This window comes from Geodermatophilus obscurus (genome assembly GCF_900143215.1).
Taxonomy (GTDB): domain Bacteria; phylum Actinomycetota; class Actinomycetes; order Mycobacteriales; family Geodermatophilaceae; genus Geodermatophilus; species Geodermatophilus obscurus_A.
The window spans coordinates 24,261-39,633 of the sequence record NZ_FRDM01000035.1 but is presented as its reverse complement, the minus strand read 5'-3'; the positions used below and the strand labels follow the sequence as shown (position 1 = coordinate 39,633).

Annotated in this window: 14 protein-coding genes, 1 tRNA gene and 1 pseudogene; 7 read left to right on the top strand and 9 right to left on the bottom strand. The window is 72.7% G+C overall.

What is annotated here, in order from left to right; all coding sequences use genetic code 11:
• On the top strand, nucleotides 1–338 hold a 338-nt coding region (locus BUB17_RS20865), incomplete at its 5' end, for a transposase (RefSeq protein ID WP_141243127.1).
• A 151-nt stretch (nucleotides 339–489) separates the two neighbouring features.
• On the opposite strand, the gene BUB17_RS20860 is transcribed toward BUB17_RS20865, so the two are convergent.
• From BUB17_RS20860 to BUB17_RS20845, 4 genes are read right to left on the bottom strand one after another with little or no spacing between them, the layout of a single operon-like run.
• Nucleotides 490–1,539: an alcohol dehydrogenase catalytic domain-containing protein gene (locus BUB17_RS20860; RefSeq protein WP_072920597.1), complete on the bottom strand. Its 1,050-nt coding sequence runs from the start codon at nucleotides 1,537–1,539 to the stop codon at nucleotides 490–492.
• A gap of 39 nt (nucleotides 1,540–1,578) precedes the next feature.
• Nucleotides 1,579–2,865, bottom strand: a complete 1,287-nt coding sequence (locus BUB17_RS20855; protein WP_072920596.1) for a four-carbon acid sugar kinase family protein — start codon at nucleotides 2,863–2,865, stop codon at nucleotides 1,579–1,581.
• Nucleotides 2,865–4,127, bottom strand: a complete 1,263-nt coding sequence (locus BUB17_RS20850; RefSeq protein ID WP_072920595.1) for a RuBisCO large subunit C-terminal-like domain-containing protein — start codon at nucleotides 4,125–4,127, stop codon at nucleotides 2,865–2,867. Before BUB17_RS20850 ends, BUB17_RS20855 begins: the two co-directional genes overlap by 1 nt.
• A 38-nt stretch (nucleotides 4,128–4,165) precedes the next feature.
• Complete coding sequence (locus tag BUB17_RS20845; protein WP_208983533.1) at nucleotides 4,166–5,188, bottom strand: 2-keto-3-deoxygluconate permease; 1,023 nt, start codon at nucleotides 5,186–5,188, stop codon at nucleotides 4,166–4,168.
• 162 nt (nucleotides 5,189–5,350) lie between these two features.
• On the opposite strand from BUB17_RS20845, the gene BUB17_RS20840 reads away from it, so the two are divergent.
• A complete protein-coding gene (locus tag BUB17_RS20840) occupies nucleotides 5,351–6,220 on the top strand; it encodes a GntR family transcriptional regulator (RefSeq protein WP_072920593.1) in 870 nt (289 codons plus the stop codon).
• A gap of 20 nt (nucleotides 6,221–6,240) precedes the next feature.
• Nucleotides 6,241–6,867, top strand: coding sequence for a 3-oxo-tetronate 4-phosphate decarboxylase (otnC, locus tag BUB17_RS20835; protein WP_072920592.1), 627 nt, complete (start codon nucleotides 6,241–6,243; stop codon nucleotides 6,865–6,867).
• A 575-nt stretch (nucleotides 6,868–7,442) separates the two neighbouring features.
• Here the strand turns inward: otnC and BUB17_RS20830 are convergent.
• Nucleotides 7,443–8,351 (bottom strand): MmyB family transcriptional regulator, encoded by a 909-nt coding sequence (locus tag BUB17_RS20830; protein WP_072920591.1) that lies wholly within the window; start codon nucleotides 8,349–8,351, stop codon nucleotides 7,443–7,445.
• A gap of 185 nt (nucleotides 8,352–8,536) precedes the next feature.
• Between BUB17_RS20830 and BUB17_RS20825 the strand changes: the two genes are divergently transcribed.
• Nucleotides 8,537–9,391: an SDR family oxidoreductase gene (locus tag BUB17_RS20825; protein WP_072920590.1), complete on the top strand. Its 855-nt coding sequence runs from the start codon at nucleotides 8,537–8,539 to the stop codon at nucleotides 9,389–9,391.
• 502 nt (nucleotides 9,392–9,893) lie between these two features.
• Here BUB17_RS20825 and BUB17_RS20820 read toward each other — a convergent pair.
• Nucleotides 9,894–10,253, bottom strand: coding sequence for a DUF5615 family PIN-like protein (locus BUB17_RS20820; RefSeq protein WP_083606481.1), 360 nt, complete (start codon nucleotides 10,251–10,253; stop codon nucleotides 9,894–9,896).
• Nucleotides 10,250–10,486, bottom strand: a complete 237-nt coding sequence (locus BUB17_RS20815) for a DUF433 domain-containing protein (protein WP_072920602.1) — start codon at nucleotides 10,484–10,486, stop codon at nucleotides 10,250–10,252. The genes BUB17_RS20820 and BUB17_RS20815 overlap by 4 nt, the downstream gene beginning before the upstream one ends.
• 369 nt (nucleotides 10,487–10,855) lie before the next feature.
• On the opposite strand from BUB17_RS20815, the gene BUB17_RS20810 reads away from it, so the two are divergent.
• On the top strand, nucleotides 10,856–11,155 hold the full coding sequence (locus tag BUB17_RS20810; RefSeq protein ID WP_072920589.1) for a helix-turn-helix domain-containing protein: 300 nt from the start codon (nucleotides 10,856–10,858) through the stop codon (nucleotides 11,153–11,155).
• Between the two features lie 73 nt (nucleotides 11,156–11,228).
• Nucleotides 11,229–12,254 (top strand): annotated as a pseudogene (locus tag BUB17_RS28625) (site-specific integrase); the annotation flags it as partial.
• 200 nt (nucleotides 12,255–12,454) lie between these two features.
• Here BUB17_RS28625 and BUB17_RS20790 read toward each other — a convergent pair.
• Nucleotides 12,455–12,527, bottom strand: a tRNA-Ala gene (locus BUB17_RS20790).
• A gap of 86 nt (nucleotides 12,528–12,613) precedes the next feature.
• Entirely contained in the window at nucleotides 12,614–13,252 is a 639-nt protein-coding gene (locus BUB17_RS20785) for a M23 family metallopeptidase (protein ID WP_244277404.1), read from the bottom strand.
• 533 nt (nucleotides 13,253–13,785) lie between these two features.
• Here BUB17_RS20785 and BUB17_RS20780 point away from each other — a divergent pair.
• Nucleotides 13,786–15,366: a mannitol dehydrogenase family protein gene (locus BUB17_RS20780; protein WP_072920586.1), complete on the top strand. Its 1,581-nt coding sequence runs from the start codon at nucleotides 13,786–13,788 to the stop codon at nucleotides 15,364–15,366.
• Nucleotides 15,367–15,373 lie beyond the last annotated feature (7 nt).

Genomic DNA, 15,373 nt, shown 5'->3' with positions numbered 1-15,373 from the left:
CCTGGGGCATCTATCAACGCATGATCGGCGCCTACCGCGAGCCCGACCGGGCCAAGGGCCGGCAGCTGATGAGCAACCTCATCGACGCGCTCGGCCGCGGCGTCCCGGCCGCGCTGACCGAGCTCATCACGCTCGGACGGACGCTGAAGAAGCGGGCCGAAGACGTCCTGGCGTACTTCGACCGACCCGGTACCAGCAACGGACCAACCGAGGCCCTCAACGGACGACTCGAGCACCTCCGAGGCTCCGCCCTCGGCTTCCGCAACCTCACCAACTACATCGCCAGGAGCCTGCTCGAGACCGGCGGGTTCAGGCCGCAACTACACCCTCGATCGTGAAGAGCCACATTCACGGGGTCCGAGACGGCAGCGGACGGAGGTGAACAGCCGTGAATCCCCTGCAACTGCAACCAGAACTGCAACCACCACGAGCTGGTCCGTCAGCGCGAACAGGGTCGAGCCGGCGGGGTACCGGCCCGACCCCGCCGGATCACCGTTGGTTCGCGCCCGGGACGAGCAGCACCTTCCCGGCATCACCGGTGAGCAGTTCGACCGCAGTTTCTGCCTCGTCGAGGGACAGGCGGTGGGTGATCAGCCAGTCGAGGTCGATGCGACCCGACTGCAGCAGGACCAGCAACTGCTCCCACGTGTCCCAGAGCCGGCGGCCGAAGATGCCGCGGAGGGTGATGCCCTTCTTGTTCACGAACGCCGCGATGTCGATCGCGGCCGGCTCGCTCGGGTGTCCGACCGTCACGAGCGTGGCTTCCCGCCGCAGCGCCTCCAGCAGCGGGGGCAGCACCCCGCGCACGCCGGAGACCTCGAACGCGACGTCGAAGCCGCCGCGCCGGCCGGCCAGGTCGCGGCACACGCCGACGACGTCGTCAGACGGGTCGAGCACCCGGGCGCCGATCGACTCCGCCTGCTTCCGGCGGAACGGGTTGGGTTCCACGGCGACGACGGCCGCCGCTCCCAGGGCGAGGGCGATCTGTGCGATGACCAGACCCACGGGCCCGCAGCCGTTGACCAGGACGTACTGCCCGGTCACGGCGTATCCGGACCGCTGGACGGCGTGCATGGCCACCCCGGCCGACTCCATCAGGGCGCCGGTCTCGAGCGACACCGACTCGGGAAGCGGCACGCAGATGCCCGCGGGGACGGCGACGCGTTCGGCGAAGACGCCGTCGATGTGCATGCCGAGGATGCCGGTCCGCTCGCAGGTGTGCGCGCTGCCGGTCCGGCACGGGTAGCACCGGCCACAGATGAGGTGGCTCTCCAGCGCGACCCGGTCGCCGGGGGTCACGTCTCCGACGCCCGCGCCCACGGCGAGCACCGTGCCGGAGCCCTCGTGGCCGAGGACCACCGGTGGGGTGAGGTTGAACGCCTGCGCCGAGGGCGTCCACTCGTAGAGCTCCCGGTCGGTGCCGCACAGCGAGGCGGCGGCCACCTCGAGCAGCACCTGCCCCGGGCCGGCCACGGGCTCGGCCCAGTCCTCGCGGACCTGGATGCCGCGGTCGGCTGCGTGCTTGACGACGGCCTTCATGGTGTCCTCCTGATCGATCGGTGGGGTGTCCCGCGCGGCTCAGACGAGGCCGGCGAAGCGGCGGAACAGGTCGGGGGGGCCGACCTGACCGCCCTTGAGCAGCACGCGGCAGCCGGCGACGGCCGCCGCGTCATCGGTGGTGCAGATGGGTCCGGCGGTGACGAACTGCTCGCTGACCCGCAGCTCGCCGACCCCCATGGCCAGCAGGGCGTGGCTGGAGGTGTCGCCGCCGCAGACGACGACGTCCCGGGTCAGTCCCCGGCGGGCCAGGTCGCCGGCGAGCCGGCCGATGGTCCCGCCCACCTCGGCGGCGGTGACGGAGCCGGCGCTCAGCCGGGGGTCATCGGGACCCCGCGTGGTGTGGGCGACGACGTCCCGGCCGGCCCGGAGTGCCGCCTCGACGGCGGCCGACCACGGCCTCCCGGTGACGTCGACGGCGAAGTCCCCGGCCGGGATCGGGACGTCGACCCAGCCGTGCCGGACGGCGTCGGCGATCTGGCCGGCGGTCGTGGTGGACGCGGACGCCGACACGACGAGCGTCGGGCCACGGGAGGCGGTGGGAGCCGGCGGTCTCCGGGGTTCGCCGCCACGGCGTCGGGCCAGCGCGGCCATGATGCCCCCGGAACCGACGACGAGCGCCGGTCCGGCGGGACGATCGTCCCGAAGCAGGGCCTTGGCGACGGTGTCCATCTGCGCCTCGTCGACGGCGTCCACGACGAAGGCCTCGGCGTCGGCCGCCTCGCGCAGTTGCGCCCACCGGGCGTCGAAGGTGCCGTCGGCGTGGGCCGCCAGCTGCAGGCCCGGAACGGGGTGCCGGCTCGCGAGCTGTTCGGCCAGGACCAGCCGCAGGTCGGCCTCGTGCATCGGCGTGGACGGGTGGCGGGCCATCACGGGGTGCCGGTCGAGCCGGTACACCTCGTCTGCGTAGGCGCCGAAGTGCTGGCTGAAGGCGGTGTAGCGACCGAAGCCGGGCTGCGCAGGGACGACGGGCACCGGTCCGTGTCCGGGGAACTGCTCGTGCAGGAGCTCGATCCCCCGCCCGATGCTGCCGACGGTGGGCGAGGAGTCGAACGTGGAGCAGACCTTGTAGAGCAGCACGGACAGGTCCAGGGACGCCAGCGGGGCGAGGCCGGACCGCACCGCCTCGTCGAGCGCGTCGCCGGCCAGCGAGCGGGCCGGTCCGGCGATGCCCACGACGTCGGCGTCGTCCGGCATCGACCGTCCGGGGTCGAGGACCAGCATGGCGTCGAGCCCGTGGGCGTGCGCCTGCGCGAGGACGTCGCTGGCGCCGGTCAGGTCGTCGGCGAGGAACCCGATGTCGGCCATCAGGCACCCGCCGGGAACGTCTGCAGCGCGTGTGCGAGGGCGGAGTCGCCACGAGCCGCGTGCGCCGCGGCCGCGTCCGCCAACGGGTTCCCACTCACCGCTGCGGTCCACGCCTGGCGCAGGCTGCGGACACCGGCGGCCGGCCCGTCCGGGTGGCCGGCGATCCCGCCGCCGGCCAGCATGAGCAGGTCGGTCGATCCCACCCCCGCAAACGTCGGACCCGGCGTGTGCACGTTCTGCCCGGACGACAGCGTCGGCAGTGGGGCGATCGTGGTCCCCAGCGGCGCCTGCAGGCTGCGGATGTTCGCCGCGACCTGCTCGTCCCGCTCGTAGAACTTGCTGCCCAGTCCGCTGGCATGGACGTGGTCGGCGCCGGCCAGCCGGGCCAGCTGCTGCCACACGGTGAAGTCCACCCCCAAGGCGGGGGAGCGCATCGAGGCGGCCAGTCCGGCCCGGTGGCCGTGGACTGGCACCTGGGCGAATCCGCGCAGCCACGCGAGCGCCGGCAGGCCCATGATCGGGATGTTGAGCATCACGCAGTTCCCGCCCGCCTCGACCACCAGGTCGTGACGGCGCTGGAGGCCGGCGAGGTCCCCGGTGATGTTGAAGGCGTACATCGTCCGGTGCCCGGTGACCTGCTCGGCGTCGCCGATCTCCTCCAGCGCGACGCGGACGCGGGTCTCCAGGGGGAGGTACGCCGGATCGGTCATCAGCTCGTCGTCCTTGATGAGGTCGATCGAGGCGCGGGCCAGCTCGCGCACCACGCCGCGGAACTCCTCCTCCACCAGGCCGACGTTCGGCTTGACGATCGTGCCGATCAGCACGCCCTCCGGCACGCCCATGAGCTTGCGGGTGCCCGCGACGCCAAAGGCGGGGCCGGGGTGGGCCGCGACGAACTCGTCGGGCAGCTCGATCGACTGCAGCCGGCAGGCGTACAGCTCGACGAGCTCGAAGAGGTTGCCGGCGACCGCGGTGAGCAGGGTCGCGATGTCGGTACCGATGTTCACCATCGGGAACTCGACGACGACCTCGGCCGCGGTCACCCACTCCGGCCGGCGCCTCGACGGCAGGGAGGGCGCGCACTCGCCGAGCTCGCGGATCTCCACGACCTCGGCCGCATGGCGCTCGCGGATCCGGTCGGATTCTCCGGGGACGGCGATGAAGGTCCCGCTGGACTGCTCGCCGGCGAGGGCGGCCGCGGCCCGTGCGACGTCGACGGCCTCGATGTAGTAGGTGCAGCGGATACGGCGGGGGTCACGCATGTCGGGGTCCTCGGGTCGGTGCGGGCGGGATGGCGCGGTCACGCGTGGTGGGGTTTCGGCGGGACCACGGGCAGGGGGACGGGCTCGAGCGCTCCCGCCCGCTTCATGACCCAGGCCGCAACGGCGGGGGCCAGCAGGGCCGTGACGAGGACGGCTGTGGCGGCCTGGGCGGAGGCGGAGGCGACGAAGGGCGCGAAGTTGGGGTCCGCGGCGGCGACGGCAGCAGGAACAGCCACCGCGTTGCCGGCCGTGGTGCCGGCCGCGAAGCCGATGCCGCTCTCGCGGCCGCGGCGGAGCAGGAACCGGTAGCCGAGGTAGGTCAGCCCGCCGGTCAGGACGACGACGCCAACACCCAGGACGGCACCGGTGGCACCCCCGGTGAGGACGGTCCGCAGGTCGATGCCGGTGCCCACCGCGAAGGACATGAACGGGATGACGACGTTCGGTACGGCGTCCAGGACCTTGGTCCACTCGCGGTCCACCGCGCCGATGAACAGACCGATGAGGAAGGGCACCAGGGCCGCGACCAGCGCCAGGAGGGGGATGTCGGCCAGGCCCGAGGCGCCCAGGAACACCAGCGCCAGGAAGGGGCCGTCGTCGAAGGCGCTGGCGACGTAGGCGCCGCGGTCCCGTTCGTCCCCGTACTCGCCGGCGAAGGCGAGCCACATGGCGCCGTTGCTGTTCCCGAAGATGGCGAGCAGTCCGAGGATCGAGACGCCGAGGATCCCGTCGACGCCGACCGTGAGGCCGAGGACCACGCACAGCGTGATGGGGATCAGGGTCTTGGCGAGGAGGACGACCAGCGTCGTCCCGGCGGCGCCCTTGCCGTTGTGCGTGCCGGTGATGGACGCCCCGGTGGCCAGGACCAGCAAGGCGATGAGAGCGAGGGCGCCCTCCTTGAACAGGGCGGTGGTGAAGCTCCCGATCCCCAGTGCGTCCGGCGCGAAGGTGTTCATCAAAACGCCGAGCGCCAGCGGGATGAGCATCAGGCCCCCCGGGACCCGACGCATCGCCTCGAACATGGGGAACTTGGACGGGCTCGTCCGCAGGACATCGCTCACGGTGACCTCCATCGGAACGGACAATGTGTCCGTACAATTTGTCCGTACGAAGGTAAGGTGACGTGCGCCACGACGTCAACCCCCCCGTGTCGACAGGGCACGATGCTGGGACGGGTGGCGGCCGGTGCGTCGCCGCGGCGCTCAACGGGAGAGGAGTGCGGGATGTCCGTCGAGGGGTCCAGGGCGTCCGAGGCCACGGACGATGTTCCGCCGCTGGAACTCGGCCGCGTCGCCGGTGTGCCCCTGTACGCGCAGATCCGCGACGCGCTCCGGCAGCAGATCGACAGCCACTCCCTGCCGCCCGGAGCACCGCTGCCGACCGAGGAGGCGCTGCAGGCGCGCTACGGCGTCTCGCGCAGTGTGGTCCGGCAGGCGCTGGGCGACCTCGCCGACCTCGGGCTGATCGTCCGTCAACGCGGCCGCGGCAGCGCCGTGGCACCACGCCCCGAGCACCGGCGGCGCGCAGATCAGGCCGGCGGCCTCCGCCAGCAGGTCGAGGCCGGTGGCCACCACCTCCGCACCGAGATCGTCGGGCTGGCGGTCGACGAGGCGCCGTCCGCTGCCGCCGCCGCGCTCGGGGTGACCGACACCTGGCGCCTCGAGCGGATCCGGCGGGTGGAGGACGAGCCGTTGGTGTTCATGCGCACGTGGCTGCCGAGGGAGCTCTTCCCGCACCTGTCGGCCGAGGACCTCGACGGCGGCTCCCTGCACGACTGGATGCGGGCGCGGGGTGTGGAGCCGCAGGGCGGCCCGCGCCAGTTGCAGGCGGTGCCCGCGGACGAGGCCGTGGCCACCCACCTGGACCTGGGCGTCGGCGTGCCGGTCCTGCTGCTGCAGGGGGTGACCCGGGACCAGTACGGGCGCGGGCTCGAGTGGTTCACCGCCTGGCACCGGCCGGACACCGTCTTCGACGTGGACGCCCAGGTCGGGCCCCGTCCGCCCGGGGCGGGCGGGGGCGAGGAGCTCGGACGGGTGCGCGAACTGGTCCAGGAGCTGGCCCTGCTGCTCGGTACGCGGTCCCCGCGGGCCTGAGCGGACGACGGGGCGGGCACGTGAAGGACCATCCAGACCTGCGCGGGCAGGTGGTCGCGCTGGGCGCGTCGCTGTTCGCCCGCGGCTTGACCGCCGGTCGTACGGGGAACCTGAGCGTCCGCGTGCCCGGCGGGTTCCTGGTGACCCCGACCGGGTCGAGTCTCGAGCAGCTGTCGACCGACCAGCTCAGCCTCGTCGACCTGCAGGGGTGCCACCTCGACGGGCCGCGCCCCTCCAAGGAGGCGTTCCTGCACGCAGCCGTCTACCGGGCCCGGCCGCAGGACGCCGCGGTGGTGCACACGCACAGCACCCACGCGGCCGCCGTGTCCTGCCTGGCCGACGTGGATCCGCACGACGTGCTGCCGGCCCTGACGGCCTACTACGTCATGCGGGTGGGACGGCTGCCGCTGTTGCCGTACCACGCTCCGGGCGACCGCTCGCTCGAAGAGCTGGCCGAACGAACGGCCAGCACCTCGCACGCCATGCTGCTGGCCAACCACGGGCCGGTCGTCTCTGCCGCCGACCTCGCGTCGGCCGCCGATGCCGTCGAGGAACTCGAGGAAACCGCCCGCATCCACCTGCTGCTGCACGGGCGGCGGACGCGGCCGCTGACGCCCGAGCAGGTCGCGGCGCTCCGGCGGACCTGAGGCAGCGGGTCAGCGCCCCGTCCCCCGCACTGCTACTGGCTGCAGAGCGGAACGGCCTCGCGGACGCCGGACTGACGACAGCCGACGATCTGCTCGCCGCGTGTGGCAGTCCCGAAACCGGCGCCCGCCTGTGGTCGGGCCACACTGCCAGGGCGGCTGGTGGGTGTGCGCGTGATTCCGCCAGTGTCCATTCGCGCAGGTCACGGGCGACTACGGACGTCGAGAAACCGTCACGGACGACCGTGGACGGCCCTTAGGCCACCGTCGTGGCACCACGCGGCGGCCGCCTGATCAGCACATCGGAGCGTTGCCGACGCACGACGACGAAGGAGTTGGGACCCTTCACGCCCTGACGTACGCGGGCGCCTTCCCCTGCGTCCGGCGGCGTGCAGTTCCGCAGCTCTCGCGGCATGCGGGACGGCAGCGGATATCTGCGACGACCCCGAACCGGGGAACAATGGTGGTCAACCGGGAGGGGCCTGACCTGTCGCGGCACGCTGCGCGAGCGTCGGTGCCATGAGTACGACGGATCCTGTCGACTGAGCGCTGAGACTGAGGGCTCCGTCGCCGGCAGGTCAGGTCGGGTGGTCGTCCTTCGTCTTCGCGCGGGCAGCCGCCCGCTGTGTGGCCGATGTGGCCCAGCTGGCGAGGAAGGCCAGCGCCTGCTGCGAGGGCGAGCCGGGCTCCGCGCTGAAGGTGATGAGCGTCTGGCCCGGATCGGCAGTGAGCGCCAACCCCTCGTAGGCCAGGCTGAGGTCACCGACGACCCGGTGGTGGAAGCGCTTGGTGCCGGTGGTGTGCCAGCGGACGTTGTGCGTGGCCCACAGGGCGCTGAACTGCTGGCTGCGGGTGGCCAGCTCCCCGATGAGCTCGGTGAGCTCACGGTCGTCGGGGCTGCGGCCGACTTCGGCGCGCAACTGGGACACGATGTCGGCGGCGACCCGGTTCCAGTCGGGGTAGAAGTCGGTGGCCCGCGCGTCGAGGAACACGTAGCGGGCGTGGTTGGGCGTGCGGCCGGCGCTTCTGGGGTCGGCGTCGTCGAACAGGTCGGCGTAGAGCGCGCGGGCGAGCGGGTTGGCGGCGGGGACGTCGAGCCGGCCGTTCTGCACGAACGCCGGGACGTCGGTCATCGCGCCGAGCAGCTGCTGCACGCCCGGGCGGACGCCGTGCCGGGCCGGACGGCGGCGGGCGCGGGCGGCCGTCGTCGTCCCGCGGGTGAGGTCGTAGAGGTGCGCGCGCTCGGCGTCGTCGAGCTGGAGCACCCGGACGAGGGCCTCGAGGACGCTGTCCGACACACCGGCGGCGTTGCCCCGCTCCAGGCGCGTGTAGTACTCGACGCTCACGCCGGCGAGGAGCGCCACCTCCTCACGGCGCAGCCCGGGCACCCGCCGGTGCCCGCCGTAGGTCGGCAGGCCGGCCTGTTGCGGCGTGATCCGGGCCCGCCGGGTGGCCAGGAACTCACGCAGGTCCTTGCGGCTGTCCACGGCAACCACGGTAGGTCCGCCCGATCCGGCGTGGGGGTCTCTGCCAGTACCCCCTCACAGCAGGCTCTGCCACGCCGTCGCCGAGCGGCGTTTGCTCGGTTGCAGCGAGTTCGGCCACCTGCTGACCGCAGCGCGCGGGCGCCGCCTCGCCACTCATTCGTTCGAGACCGAGGGACTGCACTCACATGACTGACAAGAAGATCTGGCTCGTCACCGGCGCCGGCCGCGGCATGGGCACCGACATCGCGCGCGCCGCCCTGGACGCCGGGCACGCGGTCGTGGCCACCGGCCGCAACCCCGACCGGGTCGCCGCGGCACTCGGCGCGCACGAGGACCTGCTGGCCGTCGCCCTGGATGTCACCGACCCGGCCAGCGTCCGCGCCGCCGTGGACGCTGCCGTGCAGCGGTTCGGTCGGATCGACGTGCTGGTCAACAACGCCGGCAACTTCTATGCCGGGTTCTTCGAGGAAGTCACCCCGGAGGACTTCCGCGCCCAGATCGAGACCAACCTGTTCGGCCCGCTGAACGTCACCCGGGCCGTGCTGCCGGTCATGCGCGCCCAGCGCTCCGGCCTGGTGGTGACCTTCAGCTCCACCGCCGGCATCACCGGAGGCGAGTTCACCTCCGCCTACGTGGCGTCGAAGTTCGCCCTGGAGGGGTGGAGTGAGTCGCTGACGCCGGAGATCGCGCCGTTCGGCATCCGCACGATGCTCGTCGAGCCGGGCTTCTTCCGCACCGAGCTGCTCACCGAGGACTCCACCCGCTACCCCGAGCCGTCGATCGAGGACTACGCCGAGCGCACCCGGCAGACCGTCACCGCCTGGAAGGGCATGAACGGCCAGCAGGCTGGCGACCCGGCCAAGCTCGCCCGCGCCCTGGTCCAGCTCACCGACTCCGACACCCCGCCGCTGCGCTGGGCGGCCGGCGCCGACGCCATCGCGGCCTTCGAGCAGAAGGCCCACCAGCTGCTCGCCCAGGCCGACGCCCACCGCGACCTGTCCAGCTCGCTGGCCCACGACGACGCCACCGCCAACGCCTGACGCGAACGACCGCCCCGTGTCTCCGAAGCCACCTTCGGAGACACACCTCGCAGCCCGATGAACCTGACCGCGACGCCTACTCGCCATCACCACGTCACTGGAGAACACACAAGATCAAGAAGGACACAGACCCGTGATCTTGTTCAGTCCGGCAGCTGAGATGGGAGCGGAGACCGTCCGCTGCGAGGATCCGAGTACCCAGCCGATCGGTCGTCGATCCGGCGCTGGCCGGCAGGTGCTGCCCGGAGCTGGTGCGGCGGACTTGGCAAGCTGTGGCCACGGGAAGGGAGCTGCGGTGGTTCACGCCGTCTGTCCGGCAGCGCGCCGCCGAGTGGAGGTCGCGTGGTGAGGGGTGACATCACGCTGCCGCGGAGATGACCTTGCCGAGGACGTGTCACTGCCACGGACGAGGGCGAATCCGGGATCCCCGACCGGTCGCGTACACCAGCTGGGCTCGTGGACGCCGGACCGCATGGCCTGGAACGACCGCGGTTCTGTGTCGCTACTGGGGACGGCGGATACGCAACAGGCCGCGTTGCGCGATGGCGATCGTGCCCGTCAGCGTGGTCAGGTCGTGACCGGCGATCAGCTCGGCGAGCGCGGCCACCACGGTCGGAACCGACTGATCTGCTGGTCGCAGCACGAGGATCCCGGCGTGGCTGCCCGGCGGGTAGGCCCGGATGTCGCCCAGTCCACGATCCAACGTGATCAACAGTCGTCCTGTAGCGGCCGCAACGGCCACGACCTGCGGATCAGTTGCACCTGCGAGGCTCTCGTCAACGACGGTGTCGACATCGTGTCCGGCGGCGATGAGCACCTGGCTGGCTGAGCGAGGCATGTTCTCGTCGAGCTTGACCTTCACTCCCGGCTCAGCGGCACCAGTTCTTCACGGGCCAGCAGCGCCCCGTAAGCGGCGGCCGCCTGCACTCCTTCGGAGGTCAGGGTCGGGTACTCCGCGACGATCTGTTCGGCGCTCATCCCGGCGGCCAGGCAGTCGAGCACCACGCTGACTGGCACGCGGGTGCCGGCGATGACCGCCTGGCCGCTCAGCACGGCCGGATTGGTGGTGATCAACCCCAGCCGGTCGGGACTCATGCGCTCAGTGTGCCCGTGCCCGCCAACTAGGCCCAGCACGCCGAGCCCCGGACCGTGCGGACCTCGTCGAGCCGGACCCTCGATGCCTGCGCTGCGACCGTTGACCGCCCGAACGCCTGCGATCGCATGACACCGCCCGTGCCTGTCGACGTACCGGAGGAATACCGGAGACACACCGGAGCAAGCCGGGAGGACGAGGGACTCGAGGGACGCCGCCCTCCGGTGATCGAGGGCCCGGACTGCATGAGAACCGGAGAAAGACAGGAACTTCGCCGTGCAGTGTCACCAATCGGCCAAAAATGGCGCCTTCTCCAGGTGGGCTGCCGCGCCGAACGCCGGCGCCCGAGGCCGGCCGACGAGGAGGACGACATGGGCGACATGCAGCGACCTCGGGAGCCGGTGTCCAGCGACCCGCTGCTGCTCACACCCGAGGAGGCCGCCACGGTCCTCCGCCTCGGGCGCACCACGGTCTACGCGCTGATGAAGGCCGGCGAGCTGCGGGCGGTGCACATCGGCCGGAGCTGCCGTCTCTCCAGGGCCGAGCTCGAACGCTACGTCCGCCGCCTGGAGGCTCCCCGCACTACTCCTCGGGCGCCGCGACGGACCCGGGCCACCACGGACCAGCGGGAACTCTTCGAGCGGGGCCCGGAGTCCCCAGACGCGGCGTGACTCCACAGGGCTCCTGCCTGCAGCCGAGCGCTTGACCAGACTGGACCTCCAGCCCACGACCCAGGGGTGACCGATGGCGACACGCGCCTCGAACGGCGAGTCGACGATCTACAAGGGCGCCGACGGCCGCTGGCACGGCTACGTCTCCGTCGGCTTCACGCTCGACGGCAAGCTCGACCACCGGCACGTCAGCAGCAAGAGCCGCGGCGTCGTGGTCGCGAAGGTCCGCGAGCTCGAACGCCAGCGCGACACCGGGACGGTCAGCGAAACGTCAACCCCGACCGTCGCCTGGTGGCTCGAGCACTGGCTGACCACCATCGCGCCGCGCCGCGTACGCCAGCGCACGCTAGACAGCTATGAGTCCGCCGCCCGCAAGCACCTGATCCCCGGCATCGGACGCCACCGGATGGACCGGCTGCGGCCCGAACACCTCGACCAGCTCTACACCGCCCTGCTGGACGACGGCTACTCCCCCGCCACCGTGCTGCGCCACCACCGCATTCTGTCCCGGGCGCTGACCGTCGCCGTCCAGCGCGGGCACGTCCCGCGCAACGTCGCCGCCCTCGTCGACCCACCCGCCCAGCGCGCCAGCGACATCGCCACCGCCCTCGACCTCGGCGAGGCCCGCGCCGTGCTGCACGCCGCTGCCGGCGTGCGCAACTCCGCCCGCTGGACCGTCGCCCTCGCCCTCGGCCTGCGCCAGTCCGAGGCGCTGGCGCTGCAGTGGAAGGACGTCGACCTGCTCGCCGGCACGCTCACCGTGCGGCGCAGCATCCACCGCGTCCGTGGCGCCGGGCTGGTGTACGAGGAGCCCAAGAGCAAGCGCAGCCACCGCACCCTCGCCCTGCCGCTGCCACTCGTCGCCGCCCTGCACGAGCACAAGACCCGCCAGCTCGGCGAGCGGATGCTGGCCGGCTCCGGGTGGCAGGACGAGGACCTGGTCTTCGCCCAGCCCAATGGGCGGCCCATCGACAAGAAGTCCGACTACGACGACTGGACCCGTCTGCTGCAGGCCGCCGGCGTCCGCCACGTCCGGCTGCACGACGGCCGGCACACCGCCGCCACCCTGCTGCTATCCGAGAACGTGCACCCGCGGGTGGTCATGGAGCTGCTCGGCCACAGCCAGATGCGCACGACGATGGACATCTACAGCCACGTCATGCCGGCCCTGGCCCGCGAGGCCGCCGACCGCATGGGCACCCTGCTGCTGCCAGGTAAGGGTGGGCAAACTGCAACCACAACTGCAACCAGGGACGACTCAGGCCGCCCTCCCGAAGGAGAACGGCCTGGTCATGAGGGTGGAGCTGAGGGGACTCGAACCCCTGACCCCCACACTGCCAGTGTGGTGCGCTACCAGCTGCGCCACAGCCCCGTACCTCGACCCGGTCTGGTGTCCGAGCCGTGGACGACTCTACAGGGCTCCGACCGCCCTCTGGTGCAGGGGGTCGGGTCGCCGGATCAGACCTCGACGCCGCGGGCGGCCAACCACGGGACGGGGTCGATCCGCTTGCCGTTCATCCCGCCCTGGTGCACCTCGAAGTGCAGGTGGGGGCCGGTGGACTGGCCGCGGTTGCCCAGCAGTGCGATCGTCTCGCCGGCCTCCACGTACTGACCCGGCTCGACGAAGATCGAGTCCATGTGGCCGTAGACGGTCACGTCGCCGTTCTCGTGGAGGACGTAGACGGCCAGCCCGAAGCCGCTGGCCGAGCCGGCCCGCAGGACGACGCCGTCCATGGCCGCGTACTCCGGCGTCCGCATGGGGGCCGCCAGGTCGATGCCGTAGTGGAAGGTGCCCCACCGGCCGCCGTAGCCGCTGGTGAACCGGGCGCTGTCGACCGGCAGCACCGCCTTGGGACGAGCGGCCTCCCGGGCCGCCTCGGCGGCGGCCGCCTCGGCGGCGGCGCGCTCGGCGCGCGACGCGGCGACCTCGGCCAGCCGGGCCTCGGCCTCCGCGACGGTGATCGAGGCCATGGGCAGCATCTCGACGTCGTCCCCCGCGGTGGCCAGCTCCATCTGGGCGGCGAGCACCGAGGTCTGCCCGGTCGGCGCGTCGGCGGCGTTCGAGACGCCGGTGACCCCCGCGACCAGCCCGCCCACGACGAGGGCCGTCAGCAGCAGCGGACCGCGGCGCGGGCCCGAGGCCGACCGCTGGGCACGCGAGGGAGCGGGGACCCGGGGGTCCCCCGAGCGCTGAGCGCGACGCCGACCGGCCATGCACCTACCCGTTCGTGGGGAAGAACGCCCCGTTGCCGGGCTGGAGGGGCTCGCCGCCGATCCAAACACTCCGTGACGGATCCGTGACCCGCTGCACGGCGTGTTCCCGAGGACACGCCGTGTGTGACGTCGCCCACGTCTCACAGGTCACGGGCGGCGTGACGGCGATCCTGTTTGGAAGGGGTGCCCTGCGGCTACGTTCGCCCCCCGGCGTGAAAAAACCGCGCCGCGACGCCCAGCGCCCATCGCGGCTCACGCCACCGAAGGACGGCCCAGGACTGGCCGGACCTCGTTGCCACGTGTAGTCATGATCATCGCCGCAGTGCGCGCGGCCCCCGACGACACCGGGGCCGCCCGAGGACCGCCGCGAGGGGGGACGTCACCGCACGACCTGCACGAGGGAGGACCGACGCCGCATGACCACGGCTGAACCCACGACGGGGCACCAGGCGCCGGCCCGCACCCGGGCCACGCTCCTCCCGACGGGACCCGAGCCGGGGGCGCTGCGGGTTCGCCCGCTGACCCAGGCCACGTTGTACAGCCACGGCGCCCGGATCGCCGTGCCCACCTACGACCGCGGTGCGCTCACCCCGGCCGTCGTCCACCTCAGCGTGGGCGGCTTCTCCCGCGCCCACCAGCTCATCTACTTCGACGAGCTCGCCGAGCGGCGCATCTCCACCGGCTGGGGCGTCGTCGGCGTCGGCCTGCGGCAGCGGCACCTGCAGGACGCCCTCGCCCCCCAGGACCACCTCTACACCGTCGTGGAGCGCAGCCCCGACGGTGAGCGCGCCCGCGTCGTCGGCGTGCTGGTCGACTACCTCTACGCGCCGGACGACCCCGCGGCCGTCCTGGACCGGCTGAGCGACCCGCGCACCCGCCTGGTCACCCTCACCATCACCCCCGGCGGCTACCTGCTCGACCCGCAGACCCGCGCGTTCACCGCCGATGACCCCGACGTCCGCCGCGACCTGGCCGAGCCGCACGCCCCGGCCACCGTGTTCGGCTACCTGGTGGAGGCCCTCGACCGGCGCCGGGAGGCCGGTCTGGCGCCGTTCACCGTCGTCTCCTGCGACAACCTGCACCGCAACGGCGAGGCCACCCGCGCCTCCGTCGTCGGCCTCGCCCGGCTGCGCGACGAGGTGCTCGCCCGCTGGATCACCGACCGGGTGGCCTTCCCCAGCAGCATGGTCGACCGGATCACCCCGCAGACCCCGCCCGAGGAGCGCGCCGCCCTCGCCGCCCGCTACGGCGTCGACGACCGCTGGCCGGTGGTCACCGAGCCGTTCTCGCAGTGGTTCGTCGAGGACACCTTCAGCCACGGCCGCCCGCCGCTGGACGCGGTCGGGGTCCGCTTCGTCCCGGACGTCGGGAACTACGAGCTGATGAAGACCCGCCTGCTCAACGCGAGCCACTCGGCACTGGGCCACCTCGGCTCCCTGGCCGGGTACGACCGCATGGACGAGCTGATGGGCGACCCGCTGTTCGCCACCTACGTCGAGCGGCTCATGGACGACGAGGTCACCCCGCTGCTCCCCCAGCCCGACGGCGTCGACCTCGCGGACTACAAGCGCACCCTGCTGCAGCGCTTCGCCAACCCGGCCATCGCCGACCGCCTGTCCCGGCTGTGCCGGCGGGGCTCGGCCAAGCTGCCGCAGCACCTGCTGCCCTCGCTGCGCCAGTCGCTGGTCGAGGGCCGGCCGGCTCCCCTGCTCGTCCTCGCCGTCGCCGGCTGGTGCCGGTACCTGCGCGGCACCGACGACGCCGGCCGCCCGCTGCCGCTGGAGGACCCGCGCGCCGACGAGCTCCGCGCCCTGGCACTGGCCGGCGGCGGCGACCCGCGGCCGCTGCTCGACGTCCGCGCGGTCTTCGGCGACCTCGGCGACGACCCGTCCGTCGTCGCCGCGCTGACCGGCGCGATCGAGACCATCGACCGGCTGGGCGCCCGCGCGGCGGTCGCTGCCGCCCTCGACGTCCCGGCTCTCCCCCTGTCCCGATGACCAGGAG

Coding starts and splice junctions, on each gene's coding strand:
- BUB17_RS20860 (WP_072920597.1), bottom strand. CDS start 1,539: ATGAAGGCCGTCGTCAAGCACGCAGCCGACCGCGGCATCCAGGTCCGC.
- BUB17_RS20815 (WP_072920602.1), bottom strand. CDS start 10,486: ATGAGTCCCGACCGGCTGGGGTTGATCACCACCAATCCGGCCGTGCTG.
- BUB17_RS20855 (WP_072920596.1), bottom strand. CDS start 2,865: ATGGCCGACATCGGGTTCCTCGCCGACGACCTGACCGGCGCCAGCGAC.
- BUB17_RS20780 (WP_072920586.1), top strand. CDS start 13,786: ATGACCACGGCTGAACCCACGACGGGGCACCAGGCGCCGGCCCGCACC.
- BUB17_RS20825 (WP_072920590.1), top strand. CDS start 8,537: ATGACTGACAAGAAGATCTGGCTCGTCACCGGCGCCGGCCGCGGCATG.
- BUB17_RS20850 (WP_072920595.1), bottom strand. CDS start 4,127: ATGCGTGACCCCCGCCGTATCCGCTGCACCTACTACATCGAGGCCGTC.
- BUB17_RS20840 (WP_072920593.1), top strand. CDS start 5,351: ATGTCCGTCGAGGGGTCCAGGGCGTCCGAGGCCACGGACGATGTTCCG.
- BUB17_RS20810 (WP_072920589.1), top strand. CDS start 10,856: ATGGGCGACATGCAGCGACCTCGGGAGCCGGTGTCCAGCGACCCGCTG.